Raw genomic sequence first — 19,205 nt, 5'->3', positions numbered from 1 at the left:
TCTCGCACAGGGGCCGCCCCGGGCCGCCCGGCCCCGCCTCAGCCGTAGGTGTCGCGCGGTCCGCGCCCTCTGACCCGGAGCCTGCCCTTGCGCCAGCTCGGCCCCCGCGGGCCGAGCACCTCGACCACCCTGACGGTCTCGTCGCCCAGCTCCTCGTCGATCCGGCGGACCAGGGACGAGGCCATCAGCGTCAGCTGCGTCGCCCAGGCGGTGGAGTCGGCGCGGACCACCAGGCGGCCCTCGACGTAGGACTCGGGGGTGGCGTGGGCGGCGATGTCGGGGCCCACGATCGCCCCCCAGCGCGAGAAGACACCGTGGACGCGCAGCTCCGTGCCCCAGCCGCGGTCGGCCACCAGGCGCTCGACGCTGGCATCCATCGGCTGCGGGTCGCGGTCGTCGGGGTGGCTCCCGGAGTATCGCGAGCCACCGGCGCGGCGCACCACGTCCGCCGACCACGCCCCCGCACCACGCCCCCTCCGGCGCGGCGCCGCGGCGCGCGTGCGTCCGGCCAGGCCCCGGGCGATCACCGTCGCCAGGTCGGTCCCGTCGTCGCGGTGCTCCTCCTCCGGGTCCGGTGCGTGGCCGGAGGGACCGGGGTCGGCAGGGGGCTCGCTGCTCATCCGCGCCCCCCCTCGTCCCGGGTGACCTGCCCGTCGGCGACGACGTACCTCGCACCGCTCAGCGCCGCCGGCACGTCCTCGGCGACCGCCGCGGTCACCAGCACCTGCTCGGCGTCGGCGACGAGAGCCGCCAGCTGGTCGCGGCGACCGGAGTCCAGCTCGGCGAAGACGTCGTCGAGCACCAGGATCGGGTCGTCGCCCTCACCGCGCAAGAGGGCGTACGACGCCAGCCGCAGCGCCAGCGCGTACGACCACGACTCGCCGTGGCTGGCGTACCCCTTGACCGGCAGCCCGCCCAGAGCGAGCACCAAGTCGTCGCGGTGCGGCCCGACGAGGCTGATGCCGCGGTCGAGCTCGTCACCGCGGCGCCGCTCGACCTCTGCCAGCAGGACCTCCTCGAGCGCGGCACGGTCCGGCTCGCCCTCCGGCGGGCCGTCGGGCAGGAAGGAGCAGCGGTAGGACGCCACCGCCTCGACGTTCGCCGTCCCGAGCGCCACCGCGGCGTACGCCGACGACAGGTGCGGCCCCAGGTCGGCGACCAGGCGCAGCCGTGCGGCCACCATCTCGCTGCCGAGCTCGGCGAGCCGGGAGTCCCACACGCCGAGGGTGGAGAGCGCCGACTCCGCGGAGGGCCCGCCGCGCCGGGCCGCGCCGGCGGTCTTCAGCAGCGAGTTGCGCTGCTTGAGCACCCGGTCGTAGTCGCTGCGCGTCCCCGCGTAGCGAGGGCTGCGCTGGACCAGCAGGTCGTCGAGGAAACGGCGCCGGTCGGACGGGTCGCCCTTGACCAGGACCAGGTCCTCCGGGGAGAAGACCACGGTGCGCACCAGACCGAGGAGCTCGCGCGCCTTGGGCAGCGCGGCGCGGTTGACCCGGGCCCGGTTGGAGCGTCCGGGGTTGAGCTCGATCTCGAGCACGGCCCGCCGCCCGTCCCGTACGACCGCCGCACGGACGACGGCCTGCTCCGCACCGGCACGGACCAGCGGGGCGTCCGAGGCCACCCGGTGCGAGGACAGCGAGGAGAGGTAGTCGACCGCCTCGACCAGGTTGGTCTTCCCCTGCCCGTTGCGGCCGACGAACGCGGTCGCCCCCGGCTCGAGCTCGAGGTCCAGGCTCGACCAGGAGCGGAAGTCGTGCAGGGTCAGGTGGACGACGTGCACCGGTGCGGCGCGACCTCAGCCCAGGGAGCCGTGCGCGTCGCCGCCGGCCGGCGGCTCGGTGTGCACGGCGTGCCCACCGAACTGGTTGCGCATCGCGGCGATCGCCTTCATCGCCGGGGAGTCCTCCTGGCGCGAGGTGAAGCGGGCGAACAGCGAGGCCGCGATGACGTTCATCGGCACCGCGTGGTCGATCGCCGCCTGGACGGTCCACCGGCCCTCGCCGGAGTCGTCGGCGTAGCCACTGAGCTTCTCCAGGTGGGTGTCGTCCTCGAGGGCGTTGACCAGCAGGTCGAGCAGCCAGGACCGGATGACGGTCCCGGAGCGCCAGGAGTCGAAGGTGGCCGGCACGTCGTCGACGAGGTCGGTAGCCTCGAGCAGCTCCCAGCCCTCGGCGTACGCCTGCATCATGGCGTACTCGATGCCGTTGTGGACCATCTTGGCGAAGTGCCCGGCGCCCGCCTTCTTCCCGGCGTGCACGAAGCCGGACTCGCCCTCGGGCTTGAGGGCGTCGAAGGCCGGCTGCACCTTGGCGACCTCCGCGTCGGGACCGCCGCACATCAGGGCGTACCCGTTGTCCAGGCCCCAGACGCCGCCGGAGACGCCGCAGTCGACGAACCCGACGCCCTTCGCGCTCAGCAGCTCGGCGTTCGCCTCGTCGTCGGTGTACTTCGAGTTGCCGCCGTCGACGACGAGGTCGCCCTCGCCGAGCAGGTCGCCGAGCTCGGCGACCGTCTGCCGGGTCGGGTCGCCGGCGGGGACCATCACCCAGACCACCTTGGGGCTGGGCAGCGCCGCCACCATCGCCTGGAGGCTGTCGACGTCGCTCACGTCGGGGTTGCGGTCGTAGCCCACGACCGTGTGCCCGCCGTTGCGCAGCCGCTGGCGCATGTTGTTGCCCATCTTGCCGAGGCCGACGAGTCCGATGTCCATGCGAGTTCTCCTCGTAAGTCGAAAGGGGTGCCGAGACGGTGTCGTGCCGCCGGAGGTCGAGCGGTGGGCTCAGGACAGCAGACGGCGTGGCATCAACAGGTAGCGGAAGTCCCCGTCGACCTCCGCGTCGAGCTCGGCCAGCCCGGTCATCACGACCGGCTTGGCCGCGGTGGTGAAGGCGAGCTGGACGTACGGCGACTCGATCGCGGTCAAACCGTCCAGGAGGAACTGCGGGTTGAACCCGGTGGTGATGTCGTCGCCGTCGACCTTCGCCTCGATCGACTCCGACGCCATCGCCTCGTCTCCGCTCCCGGCGTCGAGGGTCAGCACACCGCCGGAGAAGGTCAGCTGGACCGCGGTGTTGCGCTCGGCGACCAGCGAGACGCGACGCACCGAGTCGACCAGGGCGGCGCGGTCGACCGCAGCGGTCGTGAGGTGCTCGTTCGGGAACAGCGAGCGGACCTTGGGGAACTCGCCGTCCAGCAGCCGCGTGGTGGTGCGTCGTACGCCGCCTCCCGTGGCAGCGCCCTCGAACCCGATGATGCCGTCGCCGTTGCCGCCGTCGGCCAGGGCGATCGAGATCTCGGTGCCGCCCGTGAGCGACTTCGCCGTGTCGGCGAGGACCTTGGCCGGCACCAGGGCGGCGCCGGTCGTGTCGGGGGTGCCCGGCGACCAGGTCAGCTCGCGGGTGGAGAGCCGGAACCGGTCGGTGGCCAGCAGGGCGATCGACTCGCCCTCGATCTCGACGCGGACACCGGTCAGCACCGGGAGCATGTCGTCCCTGCCCGCCGCCGTCACGGCCTGGTTGACGGCGTTGGCGAACAACCCGCTCGGCACGGTCCCCCGGGCCTCCGGCATCGACGGCAGGCTCGGGTAGTCCTCGACCGGCATGGTCTGGAGGCTGAACCGCGCGGACCCGCACGTGAGGACCACCTTGGGGCCGTCGAGGCTGAGCTCGACCGCTCGGTTGGGCAGGCTGCGGCAGATGTCGGCGAGGAGGCGCCCCGAGACCAGCACGGTGCCCTCGTCCTCGACCGAGGCGTTCAACGTGGCACGGGCCGAGGTCTCGTAGTCGAAGGTCGACAGGCGCAGACCCTCGGAGCCGTCCTCGAGCGGGCCGGCCTCGATGAGGAGGCCGGCGAGGACGGGAGTGCTGGGCCGCACCGGCAGGGCACGCGCGGTCCACGCCACGGCATCGGCGAGGACGTCGCGTTCGACGCTGAACTTCACGGCCACTCTCCTGGCTCTGGTGCGGTTGGGTGCGGGGAGACGGACTCGAGACTAGTGGCCACGACGGGTGCGTGGAGCGCTCGGTGCCCGGATCGGTCGGTGGAATCCTCGCACGTGGTCGGGCGGTGGCCCGGCCCACCAATCCCCAGGTCGGTGCCCTCCCGGAGTTGTGACTCGATCGGGTGTCTAGATATCTCGTCATCGTCATAGGGGCTGTGGGTCCTGTGGGCAACGTCCTCCCGTGCAGGTCAGCCGTGGTTCGTCGTCCACACCGCTTGTGGGAGCGCATGTGCGTGACCGGAGGACGGCTGTGGAGGGGCGAGAGCCGTGTGGACGGCAGGCGCAGGCTGCGCACAGGTCGTCCCCAGGCAGCGGCGCGATAGCCACACGGCTGTCCAGATGTTGCACCCGTGTGGTTCACGGTGCCCGGACGTGGGTCAGCCCTGCTGGGCGCGCTGCTTGATGAGGGTCGTGAGCTGGGTGACCTGGTGGTACAGCGTGCGGCGCTCGGCCATGTCCCGGGCGATCTTCTTGTTCGCGCTGATGACGGTGCTGTGGTCCCGTCCGCCGAACTCCTTGGCGATCTGGGGCAGCGACATGCTGGTGAGCTCCCGGCACAGGTACATCGCGACGTGGCGTGCGGCGACGAGCGGACGGGTACGACTGGGGCCGCACAGGTCGTCGATCGAGATCTCGAAGAACGAGGCGCTCTGGGCGATGATCAGCCCGGCGGTGATCTCGTGGCTCTCGCCGTCCGGGATGAGGTCACGCAGGACGATCTCGGCCAGGGTCAGGTCGATCGGCTGGCGGTTGATGTTGGCGAAGGCGCTGACCCGGATCAGGGCGCCCTCGAGCTCGCGGATGTTGGTGTGGATCCGCGAGGCGATGAACTCGAGCACGTCGCGCGGAGGCTCGAGACGCTCGGCGGCGGCCTTCTTGAGCAGGATCGCGATGCGGGTCTCGAGGTCGGGCGCCTGGACGTCGGTCAGCAGCCCCCACTCGAAGCGGTTCCGCAGGCGGTCCTCCAGCTTCTCGATCGCCTTCGGTGCGCGGTCGGAGGTGAGGACGATCTGCTTGTTGGCGTTGTGGAGGGAGTTGAAGGTGTGGAAGAACTCCTCCTGCGTCTGGATCTTGCCCTCGAGGAACTGGATGTCGTCGATCAGGAGGACGTCGACCTCGCGGTACTTCTTCTGGAAGGCCGCGACGTTGCTCTGCTGGATCGCGTTGATGAACTCGTTCGTGAACTCCTCGCTGGAGACGTAACGCACCGTCTTGCCGGCGGAGAACCGGTGGACGTAGTCGGTGATCGCGTGCAGCAGGTGCGTCTTCCCCAGCCCAGAGTCGCCGTAGATCATCAGCGGGTTGTACGAGCGTCCCGGAGCCTCGGCGACGGCGACGGCCGCCGCGTGGGCGAAGCGGTTGCTCGCACCGATGACGAAGGTGTCGAAGGTGTACTTGGCGTTGAGCAGTCCAGGGCCACGCTGACCGTCGACCTGACTATTTGTCGACAAGTCTGCAGATCGATTAAGTGACTCCGGTGACTCCACGGGCGGTGGGCCCGGAGCGGGCGCGGCGGTGCCGGCCGGGTCCGGGGACACGGCGCTCGCTGCGTGGTCGTCCCGGGAGCTGTCGTCGTTCGCCGGGCCCTCGCTGAACAGGTCGGTGTCGAGGGACTCGTCGACGCTGACCAGCAACCGGGTCTGCGTCCCGTACGACACCGTCAGCGCGTCCTCGACGAACGTGCGCAGCCGACTGACGAACTGGTTCTGGGTGAACTCGTTGGGGACGGCGACGATGAAGGTGTTCTCGGCGTGGACCACCGGTCGGCTGTTGCGGAGCCAGACCCGCTGCGACGGGGAGGTCTGCTCGGCGATCTCGTCCCAGATCCGCTGCAGCTCGGTGCTGTTCGGATCCACGAGTGCGCTCACTTCCGTTGGCTCTCGGCGGACCGCTCCGTGTCCACCAGGTCGTCGCGGATCGCTTCGACCCGGCTCGCCGTGGGTCCACCCTGCTCCCCCAGCGACGGTCGTGCACAGACTTGTCCACAGGCTGTGCACGGACGCGATCCAGAAAACTAGCAACGACCTCGCCACGGCATCAACCGGATCGCGGGAACCCTGTGATGGTCGTCGGCGTGTCGCCGACGTCGTCCGAGTCGGGTGTGCGACGTTGCCCGCTTTCGTTCGCGGTGGCGCAACTTTTGACCGGCGTTTCCCGGCGCCCGTACCGTTGAGCGGTCGAGGTGGACACCGCCTCGGGCGAGATGGCGTTCGGTCGCCTGCGCCCGGCGCCCTGCGCCACCCTTCCCTGCACTCGACCTGATCACCATGGCGGCCTCGGCCGACCAGCGACACCGGAGAAACCAGTGAGCAAGCGGACCTTCCAGCCCAACAACCGTCGCCGGCACAAGACGCACGGCTTCCGTCTGCGGATGCGCACCCGCGCCGGGCGGTCGATCCTCTCCTCGCGCCGCCGCAAGGGGCGCAACCGCCTCGCTGCCTGACGCCGCCTCGGTGCTCCCCCGCTCGGCACGACTGACGCGGTCGGCCGACTTCGGGTCGACGGTGCGCGAGGGCGAGCGCGCCGGGAGCCGGCTGCTGGTCGTGCACCTCCGCCCCGCCGCCCGGACCGACGAGACGCCGCGTGCGGGCTTCGTGGTGTCCCGGGCCGTCGGTGGTGCCGTGGTTCGCAACCGCGTCGAGCGCCGCCTGCGCCACCTCGTACGGGACCGGTTGGCGGCCCTGCCCGCTGGGTCGCTGCTCGTCGTGCGCGCGCTGCCGGCGGCGGCCGCTGCCACCTCGGAGGAGCTCGGCCGCTCCCTCGACCGCGGTCTGGAGCGGGTGGCGGCGGCGGTCGCGTCGTGAAGTACCCGCTGATCTGGTTGCTCCGCGGCTACCGCTTGCTCGTCTCGCCGCTCTACGGTCAGGTCTGTCGGTACCACCCGTCGTGCTCGGCGTACGCGCTCGAGGCCGTGACCGTTCACGGCAGTCTGCGAGGCTCGTGGCTGTCGGTCCGTCGTGTGCTGCGCTGTCATCCCTGGGCGCGGGGCGGGTACGACCCCGTTCCGTCCCGATCCACCCGAGGAGCTTGAGTTGTTCGACTTCTTCAGCGACGTCGGCACGTTCATCATCACGCCGCTGTACTGGATCATCTCGGTGGTCCTCATGGGCTTCCACCACGTGCTCGGTGCCGTGTTCGGTGACGCGAGCGGTGCCTCCTGGGCGCTGTCGATCATCGGCCTGACCATCGTCATCCGGGCTGCCCTGATCCCGCTGTTCGTCAAGCAGATCAAGTCCAGCCGGAACATGCAGCTGGTGCAGCCCAAGGTGAAGGAGCTGCAGAAGAAGTACGGCCACGACCGCGAGCGTCTCGCCCAGGAGACGATGACGCTGTACAAGGAGACCGGCACCAACCCGTTCGCCTCGTGCCTGCCGCTGATCGTGCAGATGCCGATCTTCATCGCGCTGTTCCGGCTGATCGACCACGCGTCGAAGGGGGAGACGCGAGGGATCCTCACCAAGGAGAACGTCGAGAACCTCAGCGCCGCGAAGATCTTCGGCGCGCGGATCGCCGACACCTTCACCGGTGCGGACGACATCAGCGTCAAGGTCCTCGCGGGCCTGCTGATCGTGGTGATGATCGCGACGACGTTCCTGACCCAGCGCCAGCTGATGAGCAAGAACATGCCGGCGGACGCGATGACCGGTCAGTACGCCCAGCAGCAGAAGCTGCTGCTCTACGTGCTGCCGCTGGTCTTCGCTGTCGGCGGTGTGGCGTTCCCGATCGGCGTCGTCCTCTACTGGACCACGTCGAACCTGTGGACCATGTGCCAGCAGTTCTACGTGATCCGGAACAACCCTGCGCCGAACACCGAGGCGTTCCGGGCGAAGGAGAAGCGCGACGCCGAGAAGCGGCGGCGCAAGGGCGAGGACGGCCCCGAGGGTTCCGGAGGCATCGTGGCGAAGGACGCCGAGCCGCCGAGCTCCGACGGTGGGGGAGCCGCGAAGCAGCCCCCGCAGCGGCAGCAGCCGCGTAAGCAGACCCGCAACCAGCGCAAGAAGGGTGGTGGGTCGGCCAACGGCTGACCACCGCCCCACGACGACGCGCCGACCAGAGGAGAGAGATGACCACCACCGAGGGTGTGGACCCGCTCGAGCAGGAGGGCGAGATCGCCGCGGACTACCTCGAGGAGCTCCTGGAGATCGCTGATCTCGACGGAGACATCGACATGGACGTCGAGGGCGATCGCGCGACGGTCTCGATCGTGGGCGCGGAGCTGCCTCAGCTCGTGGGGGACAGCGGCAAGGTGCTCGAGGCGCTCCAGGAGCTGACCAGGCTGGCGGTGTACCGCGAGACCGGGTCGCGCTCGCGACTGATGCTCGACGTCAGCGGGCACCGCGCTCAGCGGCGTACGGACCTCGAGACGTTGGCCGCCGAGGTGATCGACCGGGTCAAGGCGTCCGGCGAGGAGGAGCCGATGGCGGCGATGACGCCGTTCGAGCGCAAGGTGGTCCACGACGTCGTGGCGGCTGCAGGACTGGGGTCGTCGTCGGCCGGTGTCGAGCCGCACCGGCACGTGGTCGTCCAGCCAGCTCCCGGTGGAGACGAGTGAGCGACGCGGTTTCACGTGAAACACCCCCGGCGCCCGAGGTGGCGGCGGGGGTTTTCTCGTCTCGGCTCCCGGTGGCGCAGGCCTACGCCGACCTGCTGGCTGGGGCCGGGATCACCCGGGGGCTGATCGGCCCGCGTGAGGTTCCTCGGCTGTGGGACCGGCACCTCGTGAACTGCGGGCTGCTGGCGGCGGCGTTCGACGACGGTACGACCGTGGCGGACATCGGCAGCGGCGCCGGCCTGCCGGGGATCCCGATCGCGATCGCACGACCGGACGTCTGCGTGGTGCTGGTTGAGCCGCTGCTGCGCCGTGCGACGTTCCTGCAGGAGGCGGTCGCCGCGCTCGGCCTCGACAACGTCGAGGTCGTCCGCGCCCGGGCGGAGGAGCTGGCCGGCCACCGCGCGTTCCCGGTCGTCACCGCGCGCGCCGTCGCCCGGCTCGACAAGCTGGCGGGCTGGACGCTCCCGCTGGTGGCGCCCGGCGGCTGGCTCGTGGCGATGAAGGGAGCGGCAGTGACCGAGGAGCTCGATGGCGCCCGGCGGGCGATCCAACGCCTCGGGGGAGAGGTGGTCGGTGTCGAGCAGTACGGTGCTGACCTGGCGACGGAGCCGACGACGGCGGTGCGCGTGCGAGTGTCGGACACTCGTGCGGCAGGATCGTCGTCAGGTGGTCGGAGCGCGCGGCGCAAGCGAGGACGAGGGAGCGGCAAGCGATGAACGAGGCGCAGGTTTCACGTGAAACCGGGCCCAGGACCGTGCCGACGGCAGCCGATCTGGACAAGGACGCGACCGGCTTCGACGACTCCACCCCGCTGGCGCGAGCGGTCGCCCAGCAGATGGCAGCCCGCGAGGGAGCGGTGCAGGACGACCCCGTCGCCCGCCCGTCGCGCACGCGAACCGTGGTGGTCGCCAACCAGAAGGGCGGCGTCGGGAAGACGACGACCACGGTGAACCTCGCGGTGGCGCTGGCCCAGCTCGGACAGCGCGTCCTGGTCATCGACCTCGACCCTCAGGGCAACGCCTCCACCGCCCTCGCCGTCGAGCACGGTCGCGGGACGCCCGGAACGTATGAGGTGCTGGTCGACGGGACCCCGCTGCGCGATGTCACGCAGCCGGTCGAGGAGGTCCCGAACCTCTGGCTGGTGCCCGCGACCATCGACCTGGCCGGAGCCGAGATCGAGCTGGTCAGCGTCGTCGCCCGGGAGAGCCGCCTGCGCAAGGCGCTCGACGCAGCGCGGCTGATCGGGGAGGAGGACACGCGGTACGACTACGTCCTCGTCGACTGCCCCCCGTCGCTGGGCCTGCTCACCCTGAACGCGCTCGTCGCCGGAGCGGAGATCCTGATCCCGATCCAGGCCGAGTACTACGCGCTCGAGGGGCTCGGTCAGCTGCTCGAGACCGTCGAGATGGTCCGGGCGCACCTCAACGACAAGCTGAGTCTCGGCGCGTTCCTGATCACGATGTACGACTCGCGCACGAAGCTCGCCTCGGGCGTGGCTCGGGAGGTCCGCGAGCACTTCGGCCCACGGGTGCTCCGGACGATGATCCCGCGCTCGGTGCGGGTCTCCGAGGCGCCGAGCTACGGGCAGAGCGTGCTGGGCTACGACCCGACGTCCACCGGGGCCCTCGCCTACCTCGCCGCTGCCCGCGAGCTCGCGGTGATCGGGCAGCGGCCTCCGGCCCCGCAGGACGGAGGTGGGCGCGGATGAGCCCGAAGCCCCCGCAGCGCCGAGGACTCGGCCGCGGTCTCGGTGCCCTGATCCCGACGGAGCCCGAGGCCCCCGAGCGTGCGTCAGCCGCCGCGTCCGGCAGCGAGTCAGCCGTCGACGAGGACGCGCCCACGGTCGGCAGCGTGCCCGGCGCTCACTTCGCGGAGCTGCCCGTCGAGGCGATCGTGCCCAACGCACGCCAGCCTCGCGAGGTCTTCGACGAGGACGACATGGCCGAGCTGGTCCACTCGATCCGCGAGGTGGGCCTGCTGCAGCCGGTCGTCGTGCGCCGGCGGGCCGAGGAGGACGGCTACGAGCTGATTATGGGGGAGCGCCGCTGGCGCGCCTCCCAGGCCGCGGGACTGGAGCGGATCCCTGCGATCGTGCGGGACACCGGCGACGAGGACATGCTCCGCGACGCCCTGCTGGAGAACCTGCACCGCTCGCAGCTCAACCCCTTGGAAGAGGCCGCGGCCTACCAGCAGCTGCTGGAGGACTTCGACTGCACGCACGACGAGCTGGCGGACCGGATCGGTCGCAGTCGCCCGCAGATCTCCAACACCCTCCGGCTGCTGCGACTCTCGCCGGCCGTCCAGCGGCGGGTCGGCGCAGGGGTGCTGTCGGCCGGCCACGCCCGTACCCTGCTCGCCGTCCAGGACCCGGACCTGCAGGACCGCCTGGCCCACCGGGTCGTGGCCGAGGGCATCTCCGTGCGCGGGCTCGAGGAGATCGTCGCGGTCGGCGACGACCGACGGGACAGTCGCGCCCAGCGCGCTCGCCCGGTGGCTCCGGGCCTCGCCGACATCGCCGACGAGCTCAGCGACCTCCTGGAGACCCGGGTCCGCGTCCAGCTCGGCAAGCACCGCGGCAAGATTACGGTCGACTTCGCCAGCCTGTCGGACCTCAAGCGGATCCTCGAGGTGATCAGGAGCGACTCGTCAGCAAAACCATGAAGTGATTTGTCGACAAGTCAGTTTTTTCGCCGACGCTCGGCCCGTCGGCGCTTCTCGGCCGCGTCCAGCTCCTCGGCCTCGGCGGGCGTAGGAGCCGACCCGCCGTACGACGCGGGCAGCCACCAGCTGCCCTCGGGCTGCTCGTCGGCCGGGTACGCCTCGATCGCCTCCCGCACCAGGGCGGACATCGCCTCGTGCAGCGCAGCGGTCTCCGCCGCCGGGTCGTCGCCGGTGGGGTGCATCGGCTCGCCGACGAGGATGCCGATCGTCTTGCGCCCGGCGAGGTCGCGCGGGTGGTCCTTGGTCATCAGCCGCTGGGTGCCCCACAGGACGACGGGAAGGAGCGGGACGCCCGCCTCGGCCGCGATCCTCGTGGCACCGGACTTGAGCTCCTTGACCTCGAAGGAGCGCGAGATGGTCGCCTCGGGGAAGATGCCGACCAGCTCACCCTCGCGCAGGTAGCGCACCGCGTCGCGGAAGCTCCCGGCTCCGTCGGACCGGTCGACCGGGATGTGGTGCATCGAGCGCATCACCGGTCCCGCGACGGAGTGGTCGAAGATCTCCTTCTTGGCCATGAACCTGACCACGCGACCGGCCGGGACAGCGGCGTAGCCGGCGAGCACGAAGTCGACGTACCCGATGTGGTTGATGGCCAGCAGCGCGCCCCCCTCGCGCGGGACGTGCTCGGTGCCCGAGCGCTGGAAACGCAGTCCGAGCAGACGGAACATCACCTTGCCGAAGGTGATGATGGACGGGTACGTGAAGTCGCGCACGGGGCTCCTCGTCGAGGATCGGGGGTCGGCGCCCATCCTCGCAGCCCGGACCCGGCGTAGCGGCGCCGCACGCACGAACGGCGTGCGCCCCGCAGGGACGCACGCCGTCGCGTGGAGGGGCCGGGATCAGCCGATGAACTCCTCGAGCTCCTTGAGGATCGCGGACTTGGGCCGCGCGCCCACGATCTGGCGCACCTGCTCGCCGCCCTGGAAGACGATGAGGTTCGGGATGCCGGTGACGCGGTACGACGACGGCGTCACGGGGTTCTCGTCGACGTTCATCTTCACGAACGTCACCTTGTCGCCGTGGCTGGCGTTCAGCTCGTCGAGGATGGGGGAGACCTGGCGCGGGCTTGTCGGACTTGAGCACCTCCGCGTCGAAGGTGTCGTCGGTGACGGCCTGGAGATCAGCCATGGTGTGCTCCTTGATCAGTGGTGGGTGTGTCGTGCAACGGCGCTCGTGGCCGTGGTGTTCCCCGGGGTGAGGACGCTCAGACGACGCCGGCGCCGGCGACGACCTCGTCGCGGGTCTCGGCCGCGTCGCCCGCGGTCGAGGCCTCGTGGTCCCGGGCGGCGAGCCAGCGCTCGGCGTCCAGCGCTGCGGCGCAACCGGTCCCGGCGGCGGTGATGGCCTGGCGGTAGTGGTGGTCCACGAGGTCACCGCAGGCGAAGACGCCGTCGAGGTTGGTCGCCGTCGACGGAGCGTCGACGAGGACGTACCCCTCGTCGTCGAGGTCGACCTGGCCCGGCAGCAGCTCCGAGCGCGGGTCGTGACCGATCGCGATGAACAGGCCGGTGGCGGGCAGCGTGCGCTCCTCGCCGGTCTCGGTGTCGCGCAGGACGACACCGGTGAGCTTGTCGTCGCCCTCCAGCGAAGCGACCTCGCTGTTCCAGGCGAAGTCGATCTTCGGGTCGGCGAAGGCTCGCTCCTGCATGATCTGCGACGCACGAAGCTCGCCACGGCGGTGGATCAGGGTGACCTTCGAGCCGAAGCGCGAGAGGAACGTCGCCTCCTCGATCGCCGAGTCGCCACCGCCGACGACGGCGATGTGCTGCTCGCGGAAGAAGAAGCCGTCGCAGGTCGCGCACCAGGACACGCCGTGGCCGGAGAGCCGGTCCTCGCCCTCGACCCCGAGCTTGCGGTAGCCCGACCCCATCGCCAGGATCACCGACCGGACCGCGAACGTTCCCTCCTCGGTGCGGACCGTCTTGGTCTCCCCGCGCAGGTCCACCTCGACGACGTCGTCGGCCACCAGCTCGGCGCCGAACCGCTCGGCCTGGGCTCGCATCTCGTCCATCAGGGCCGGGCCCATGATGCCGTCGCGGAAGCCTGGGTAGTTCTCCACCTCGGTGGTGTTCATCAGCGCACCGCCAGCGGTGACGGCGCCCTCGAAGACCAGCGGGCGGAGCCCAGCACGGGCGGCGTAGACCGCCGCGGTGTAGCCGGCGGGGCCGGAACCGATCACGATGACGTCTCGGGTCTCGGACAAGGTGGCGGACATCGGCAGTGCTCCTCCTGATGGGTACGACGTCCCGCCGCGCGGTCGCGTCGCGGGACGATCACGTGAACACAGCCTAGGCAGGCTCCATTCCACCCGGGCGCACCGAACGGGTCAGGAACCGCCGCCGTGGAAGGCCAGCAGGAACGCCACCACGATGGCGAGCACCGCGACCAGCCCGAGGATGAGCGGCAGCCGGAGCCAGTGCGACTGCGGCTCCGCGTCGGGAGGCAGGTCGGGCAGGGCGTCGACGTGGTCCCCGCCGAAGGGCCAGCGGGGCTCCTCGTCGCGGCGGTCACCGGCCTCCCACTCGCGGACCGGGTGCGAGCGCGACCAGTCCGTGGCCCCCCAGGACTCGGTGGCGGACGAGCGCACGGCCGCCGGGCGCGTCCGGCGGGGGCCGTCATCGGGGGCGAACAGCGGCCTCTCCGGAGGAGCCTCGAGGTCCGGCGCGGGTGGGCGCGGTCCGGGGCGCGGCTTGTGCCAGTCGGGGTCGTCGTCGGGCCCGGTCGGGCGGTGCTTGCCCACCAGCGTGCGGTCGGGGTCGTCGTCCGCGACCTCGGCGGCCCGGTCGGCGCCGTCCTCGACATCGTCCGCGGTCGCCTCGGCGGCGCGGTGGTTCCCGGGCAGCTCGGAGCCCTCGTCGGCAGTGGTGGTGCCGGAAGCCGCCGCGGGGGTCGCCGAGGACGGTCGGGGCTCGGGCCGTTCCCCCACGGGGGAGCTCACCGGCGGCACCGGCACGTCGTCCGGCACCACGGCCGGCTCGCGGTCCTCGGTGACCGGCGCAGCGGGATCGCCGGAGTCGGACGGTCCGCCGTCCTCGAGCACGGGCACGCCGGGGGTCGTCGCAGGCAGCAGCGAGGGATCGGCGGCGGCGAGCTCACCGAGGTACTCGGTCAGGACGGCGGCCATCCGCTGCGCGTCCAGGTCTCCACGGCGCCGCGAGAGCACCCGGTCGCACAGCGCGTCGAGCGGGCGGGGTACGCCGGCGCGTACCTGGCGGGGGCGCAGCGGTCCGTGGCCGTCGCGCGGTGCGGCGTCGACCCGTGAGCCCGACGCGCCGGGCCACCGGCCGACGAGACCGGCGTAGAGCAGGCCGGCGAGGTCGAGGACGTCCGCCTCCGCGTCGGTGACCTCGGGGTAGTCGCCGCTGCGGCGCAGCGTCTCCTGCACCGCGGCGTCGATCGCGAAACCCACGAGCCGGACGGTGCCCGAGGTGGTGACCATGACGTTCTCGGGGGCGAGGCGCCCGTGGGCGAGCCCGTGGCCCGCGGCCGAGGCGATCGCGGTCGCGACCTCCCGGGTCAACCAGGCGGAGCGGTCCGGCGGCAGCACCCCCCGACCGACCATGTCGGCCAGGGTCCTGCCCTCGCCCCACTCGCTGACCACCCAGGCGAGCCCGTCGCGCACGTCGGCGTCGAGGACCCGGAGCAGGTGCGCGTCGGTGACGCGCGCCGAGACCCGCGCCGCCTCGAGGACCGCCTCCACCCGAGGGTCCTCCTCGGGCAGTGCCCACACCCGGACGTCACGGACCAGGACGGTGTCGGTCGCGCGCCACGCGCGCGCGCCGTCGACGTCGTCGAGGAGGTCCTCCAAGCGGTACCGGCCGCCCAGCACGACGCCGGCGCTGCTCGCGGTGCTCACGTTCGCCTCCTCCTGGCAGGGCGTGTCGCGAGTCTAGGGCGTGGTGGCGCCGTCGGTCGCGGGACGCGCCAGGTCACGCACGGTGTCCGCCGCGGCGGCGCAGGCCCAGCCGCCGGCCGATCAGGTCCAGCACGCTGGTCAGCTCCACGATCCCGGCCATCCGGGCGAGGACCAGCAGCACCGCCCCGTCGACGGCGGCGGTCACGAGCAGCGAGACGAGGGCTGCGACCTTGCCGTCGCCGGACAGGAGGCTCCCCACCGCCTCGTGGGCGGCCCAGGCGAGACCGGCGGCGATCGCGGCAGCGGGCACGATGCGCAGCGCGAACTCGAGCAGCCGGCCGCCCTGCAGCCCTCCGACGAGCCTGGAGAGGACGACGTACGAGAGCACCGCGCCGACGGCGTACGCCCCCGAGTAGGCGAGGACCAGCCGCGGTGAGGTCTGGCCGGCGGTGATGCCGCGGGTGAGGGCGACCGCCAGCACGATGTTGACCGCGGAGACCACCACCTGGATGAAGAACACCGTCCGCGTGCGCTCGAGGGCGTAGAACCCGCGCAGGACGAGGTAGTGGCTGGTGAAGAAGACCAGGCCGAGCGCGAAGAGCGACAGGGTCGGCCCGAACAGTCCCGCGGTGCCGCTGCCGGCTCCGTACCCGAAGACCAGGGTGGGGACGTCGCGGGAGACGACCGGGATCAGCAGGGCGAACGGCACGATCAGCGCGAAGGTCGTCCGCATCATCTGCCCGATCCCGCGGCCCACCTCGCCGAGGTCGCGGTCCGCGGCGGTCGACGAGAGCCGCGGGAGCATCGCGGTCGCGAGCGAGACGGTCACCACGGCGTGCGGGACCATGATGAGCAGGAACGAGTTGGAGTAGACGGTGTAGCCGGTCCCGCCCGAGGAGCCGGACGCGGTCCCGCTCGAGGCGATCCGGACGACGACCGTGTACGCGACCTGGTTGGCGATCACGAACAGCACCGTCCACACACCCAGACGCAGCGTGTGCCCCAGCCCCGAGCCACGCAGGTCGAAGCGCGGGCGCAGCCGGACCCCGGCGCGGCGCAGGTACGGGACGAGGACGGCCAGCTGGGCGGCGATGCCGAGCGTCGAGCCGAGGCCGAGCACCAGCTCCTGCGCCGAGGTGAACGCGCTGCTCAGCTCGGACTTCGACACCGGGCCGAAGGTGCTGAGGTACGCCACCAGCACGACGACCGAGATCACGTTGTTGGCGATCGGGGCCCACATCATCGGGCCGAAGCTGCGCCGGGCGTTCAGCACCTGGCCGAGCAGCACGAACATGCCGTAGAAGAAGACCTGGGGCAGGCAGTAGCGGGCGAAGGCGATCACCGAGTCGCGCTGGTCGGCCAGTGCCGGCGAGTCGTAGGACGGGTCGAGGAACAGTCGCATCAGCAGCGGCGCCGCCACCACCAGCACGACCGAGACGACGAGCAGGAAGACCGCGGCGACGGTCACCACTCGCTCGGTGTACGCCGTACCGCCGTCGGCGTCCTGCTTGGTCGCCCGGACCAGCTGCGGCACGAGCACCGCGTTGAACACCCCGCCCGCCAGCAGGATGTAGAGCATGTTCGGCACGGTGTTGGCGACGTTGAAGATGTCGGCGTGCAGCTGCGCGCCGAGCGCAGCCAGGAGCAGCGAGCTGCGGGCGAACCCGCTCAGGCGCGAGACCACGGTGCCGGCCGCCATCACCGCGCTGGAGCCCAGCAGGCCGCTCGCGGAGTCCTTGCCCTCCACCGTGACAGCGGCCGTCTCCGCGGCCGGCCCGTCGGCGCGGTCCTCGGCGGACCCGAGCACCGGTGCCTGGATCGGGGGGATGCTCCCGGTCTCGACCTCGGCGTCCAGCCCGGCCTCGTGCACCGCGCGGGGCCGGTCGAGCGGCCGGTCGGGCGGACGGCCGGTCGTGCTCACGCGTCGGGCCCGGGCTCGTGGGCGGGCCGGCGCAGGCCGTTCCGGCTGCGGATCCGGCGTACGACCATGGCCACCACCAGCAGCACCCCGGCGGCCAGCACGGCCCAGATCAGCGAGCTGACCTGGCTGTCTCGGACGTTGAAGGTCATGCCGGTCCCGATCGGCGTGCCGTCGGGCGTGGTCGCGCGCAGGGTGACCGAGCGGACCCCGGTCTGCTGGCTGCTGGCCTCGATGGGGACGGTGGTGCGCTTGCGGGCCGGGAGCGTCACGGACTTCGGCAGGCGCAGCGACAGGTCGGCGTTGCTGGTCGTCGCGGCGAGACCCACCGTCACGGGGCGGTCGAGGTCGTTGGTCATCGAGATGACGAACGAGCCCGACCCGCCGGCCAGCGTGACCAGGTTCGAGCCCGAGACGCGTACCCGGTCGAGCCGCGACCGCACCGAGGCGTCGAGCGCGCGGACGTCGGCGTACGCCCGGCTCCGGTCGTCGCGCGCGGCGTACGACACCCCGCGCAGCGCGAGCCGCTGGTAGGCGTCGGCGACGTCCCCCGGGCGCTGCAGCGCCGAGGCGAAGGTGCTGCCCGAGCGGCTGGCGGCGCGGCTGGCGTCCACCAGCCGGTCGCCGACCTGGGCGGCCGCGTCGGAGCCGTCGTACGCCGGGTCGCGGACGGTGCTCGTCCCGCTCGTCCCGAGGGAGGACCACCGCAGCCACGGCACGTCGAGGGAGGAGAAGAACGCCGAGGAGCTCCACTGCGAGCCCGGGTCCCAGTCGGCCGGCGGGACGACGACCATCGTGCTGGTGTCGCCCTCGGCCTGGCGCAGCGCCGCCTCGCAGAGGATCCGCTGGCGGTAGCTGAGCGCGTCGTCCACCGGGCCAGGACCGGGGCCTCGAGCGGTGGCGTCGGTGTCGACCAGGGCGAGCGGCTGGCCCTGGGCGGTGCGGGCGTAGCCGGGGGTGCCGTCGGGCGCCGCGCGGCGCGAGAGGAGGACCTGCGTCCCGGCGGAGAGCGTCGCGAGCGCCGAGGCGGGCAGGACGCCGTCGACCGGGGCGGCGGTCGGGGACGTCGAGTCGACTCCCCGGGCGGAGAACGACGTCCGCGACAGGCGTACGGCGTCGTCGAGCAGCCGCGGTGCGCGGCGCGCCAGCGAGGCGGTGTCGGGATCGGCGTAGCCGAGGGCCAGGGTGCGGTTGCGCTGCGCGAGGTCGACCACGCGCTCGAGCCAGCCCTGGGCGAGGTCCGCCGTCGCCTGCTCGTCGTCACGGTCGTCGTCGCCGGAGTCCTGCTGCGCCGCCGTCCTGCTGTCACGGGCGAGAACGGCCGCGGCGTCGAGCACGGCGGGGTCGGCGAGCAGGGTGAGAGGTATCGCTCCCGCGGTGCGGCCCAGCCCGAGGATGCGACCCAGCCGGCCGTCCTCCCCGAGCAGGCGGGTCCACTCGGCGGGGTCGACGAGGTGGCCGCTCGGGTCACGGCGCACCTCCTGGCGCACCGGCAGCACGAACGCGGCCGGCACGGGCCTGCGCCGGGCCCCGTCCTCGACCACCGGGATGAAGGTGCGTGCCCTGCCGTCGGCCACGCTGTCGCGGCCCTCCGTCGAGGTGCCCAGCGCGTGCACGCCGATCCAGTACGCGCCGGGTGTCTGCGGGATGTCGAGCTTGTCGCGCGGCACCCGGATGGTGAACTCGGTGCTCTGCCCGGCGGCCAGGTCGCCGATCGAGACGAACGTCGACGGGTCCTCCGAGCGCATGCCGACCTCGGCGTCGTACGGCGTCTGCGAGGCCTCCTCCAGCTCCTCGCTGCTGCGCATGGGGGTCGAGGAGACCCAGGTCGAGACGTTGACGTCGCGCCAGGGGTCGGTGTCGAGGTTGGTCACCGTGCCCGACAGGGTCACCGTCCCGCTGCGCGGCAGGACCGCCGGCGACAGCGTGGTCAGCTGCACCTGGAGCGGGCCCGGCTCGCCCTGGTCGGGCGGGTCGTCGGCCGCACTCGCCGGCGGCGGCGTGACGAGCAGGCAGCCGAGCAGCACCAGGACGAGGAGCGCCAGCAGCCGTCGGGTGGACCGGGGTCGTCGCGCGGGGCGTGCCACGGACCCGGTGCTCATCCCTCCCACTCTAGCCAGCGCGGACTCGCCGTCTCGCGACGCCGAACCGCCTGGCCTAA

The 19,205-nt window shown here is 72.1% G+C and carries 18 protein-coding genes and 1 pseudogene; 8 read left to right on the top strand and 11 right to left on the bottom strand.

The window, feature by feature from the left end:
* Window positions 1-38: 38 nt before the first annotated feature.
* The 5 genes and pseudogenes from IEX42_RS10860 to dnaA all read right to left on the bottom strand — a co-directional run bounded on the left by IEX42_RS10860 (window position 39) and on the right by dnaA (window position 5,853).
* On the bottom strand, window positions 39-620 hold the full coding sequence (locus tag IEX42_RS10860; RefSeq protein WP_188779785.1) for a DciA family protein: 582 nt from the start codon (window positions 618-620) through the stop codon (window positions 39-41).
* Entirely contained in the window at window positions 617-1,777 is a 1,161-nt protein-coding gene (gene recF, locus IEX42_RS10855) for a DNA replication/repair protein RecF (RefSeq protein ID WP_188779784.1), read from the bottom strand. The genes IEX42_RS10860 and recF overlap by 4 nt, the downstream gene beginning before the upstream one ends.
* A 15-nt stretch (window positions 1,778-1,792) precedes the next feature.
* Window positions 1,793-2,752, bottom strand: a pseudogene (gene gnd, locus IEX42_RS10850) (phosphogluconate dehydrogenase (NAD(+)-dependent, decarboxylating)); the annotation flags it as partial.
* A 24-nt stretch (window positions 2,753-2,776) separates the two neighbouring features.
* On the bottom strand, window positions 2,777-3,937 hold the full coding sequence (gene dnaN / locus IEX42_RS10845; RefSeq protein WP_188779782.1) for a DNA polymerase III subunit beta: 1,161 nt from the start codon (window positions 3,935-3,937) through the stop codon (window positions 2,777-2,779).
* A gap of 437 nt (window positions 3,938-4,374) precedes the next feature.
* Window positions 4,375-5,853: a chromosomal replication initiator protein DnaA gene (dnaA, locus tag IEX42_RS10840; RefSeq protein WP_229660785.1), complete on the bottom strand. Its 1,479-nt coding sequence runs from the start codon at window positions 5,851-5,853 to the stop codon at window positions 4,375-4,377.
* A gap of 449 nt (window positions 5,854-6,302) precedes the next feature.
* Between dnaA and rpmH the strand changes: the two genes are divergently transcribed.
* From rpmH to IEX42_RS10800, 8 genes are all read left to right on the top strand, one after another.
* The gene (gene rpmH / locus IEX42_RS10835) at window positions 6,303-6,440 is read left to right on the top strand and encodes a 50S ribosomal protein L34 (protein WP_188779780.1); all 138 of its coding nucleotides are present in this window, start codon (window positions 6,303-6,305) and stop codon (window positions 6,438-6,440) included.
* 10 nt (window positions 6,441-6,450) lie between these two features.
* A complete protein-coding gene (rnpA, locus tag IEX42_RS10830; RefSeq protein ID WP_188779779.1) occupies window positions 6,451-6,801 on the top strand; it encodes a ribonuclease P protein component in 351 nt (116 codons plus the stop codon).
* Window positions 6,798-7,028, top strand: a complete 231-nt coding sequence (gene yidD / locus IEX42_RS10825; protein WP_188779778.1) for a membrane protein insertion efficiency factor YidD — start codon at window positions 6,798-6,800, stop codon at window positions 7,026-7,028. Before rnpA ends, yidD begins: the two co-directional genes overlap by 4 nt.
* Before the next feature lies 1 nt (window position 7,029).
* Window positions 7,030-8,022, top strand: a complete 993-nt coding sequence (yidC, locus tag IEX42_RS10820; protein ID WP_188779777.1) for a membrane protein insertase YidC — start codon at window positions 7,030-7,032, stop codon at window positions 8,020-8,022.
* 38 nt (window positions 8,023-8,060) lie between these two features.
* Entirely contained in the window at window positions 8,061-8,549 is a 489-nt protein-coding gene (locus IEX42_RS10815) for a Jag family protein (protein ID WP_188779776.1), read from the top strand.
* A gap of 71 nt (window positions 8,550-8,620) precedes the next feature.
* Window positions 8,621-9,265, top strand: coding sequence for a 16S rRNA (guanine(527)-N(7))-methyltransferase RsmG (gene rsmG, locus IEX42_RS10810; protein ID WP_308422224.1), 645 nt, complete (start codon window positions 8,621-8,623; stop codon window positions 9,263-9,265).
* 119 nt (window positions 9,266-9,384) lie between these two features.
* Window positions 9,385-10,257 carry a ParA family protein gene (locus IEX42_RS10805; RefSeq protein WP_229660979.1) on the top strand — a complete coding sequence of 291 codons (873 nt, stop codon included), beginning with the start codon at window positions 9,385-9,387 and terminating at the stop codon, window positions 10,255-10,257.
* Window positions 10,254-11,210: a ParB/RepB/Spo0J family partition protein gene (locus IEX42_RS10800; RefSeq protein ID WP_188779773.1), complete on the top strand. Its 957-nt coding sequence runs from the start codon at window positions 10,254-10,256 to the stop codon at window positions 11,208-11,210. The genes IEX42_RS10805 and IEX42_RS10800 overlap by 4 nt, the downstream gene beginning before the upstream one ends.
* A gap of 17 nt (window positions 11,211-11,227) precedes the next feature.
* On the opposite strand, the gene IEX42_RS10795 is transcribed toward IEX42_RS10800, so the two are convergent.
* The 6 genes from IEX42_RS10795 to IEX42_RS10770 all read right to left on the bottom strand — a co-directional run bounded on the left by IEX42_RS10795 (window position 11,228) and on the right by IEX42_RS10770 (window position 19,146).
* Window positions 11,228-11,983, bottom strand: a complete 756-nt coding sequence (locus tag IEX42_RS10795) for a lysophospholipid acyltransferase family protein (RefSeq protein ID WP_188779772.1) — start codon at window positions 11,981-11,983, stop codon at window positions 11,228-11,230.
* A gap of 126 nt (window positions 11,984-12,109) precedes the next feature.
* Entirely contained in the window at window positions 12,110-12,271 is a 162-nt protein-coding gene (locus IEX42_RS18360) for a thioredoxin domain-containing protein (protein ID WP_308422223.1), read from the bottom strand.
* Between the two features lie 203 nt (window positions 12,272-12,474).
* Entirely contained in the window at window positions 12,475-13,485 is a 1,011-nt protein-coding gene (gene trxB, locus IEX42_RS10785; RefSeq protein ID WP_188779771.1) for a thioredoxin-disulfide reductase, read from the bottom strand.
* Between the two features lie 111 nt (window positions 13,486-13,596).
* Window positions 13,597-15,126: a protein kinase family protein gene (locus tag IEX42_RS10780; RefSeq protein ID WP_188779770.1), complete on the bottom strand. Its 1,530-nt coding sequence runs from the start codon at window positions 15,124-15,126 to the stop codon at window positions 13,597-13,599.
* A 73-nt stretch (window positions 15,127-15,199) separates the two neighbouring features.
* Window positions 15,200-17,047: a murein biosynthesis integral membrane protein MurJ gene (gene murJ / locus IEX42_RS10775; RefSeq protein ID WP_229660784.1), complete on the bottom strand. Its 1,848-nt coding sequence runs from the start codon at window positions 17,045-17,047 to the stop codon at window positions 15,200-15,202.
* Window positions 17,044-19,146 carry a DUF6049 family protein gene (locus IEX42_RS10770; RefSeq protein WP_229660783.1) on the bottom strand — a complete coding sequence of 701 codons (2,103 nt, stop codon included), beginning with the start codon at window positions 19,144-19,146 and terminating at the stop codon, window positions 17,044-17,046. Before IEX42_RS10770 ends, murJ begins: the two co-directional genes overlap by 4 nt.
* Window positions 19,147-19,205 lie beyond the last annotated feature (59 nt).

Source organism: Marmoricola endophyticus (genome assembly GCF_014644415.1).
Lineage (GTDB): Bacteria > Actinomycetota > Actinomycetes > Propionibacteriales > Nocardioidaceae > Marmoricola > Marmoricola endophyticus.
The sequence above is the reverse complement of the archived record's forward strand: the minus strand, read 5'-3'. Positions and strand labels throughout refer to the sequence as shown.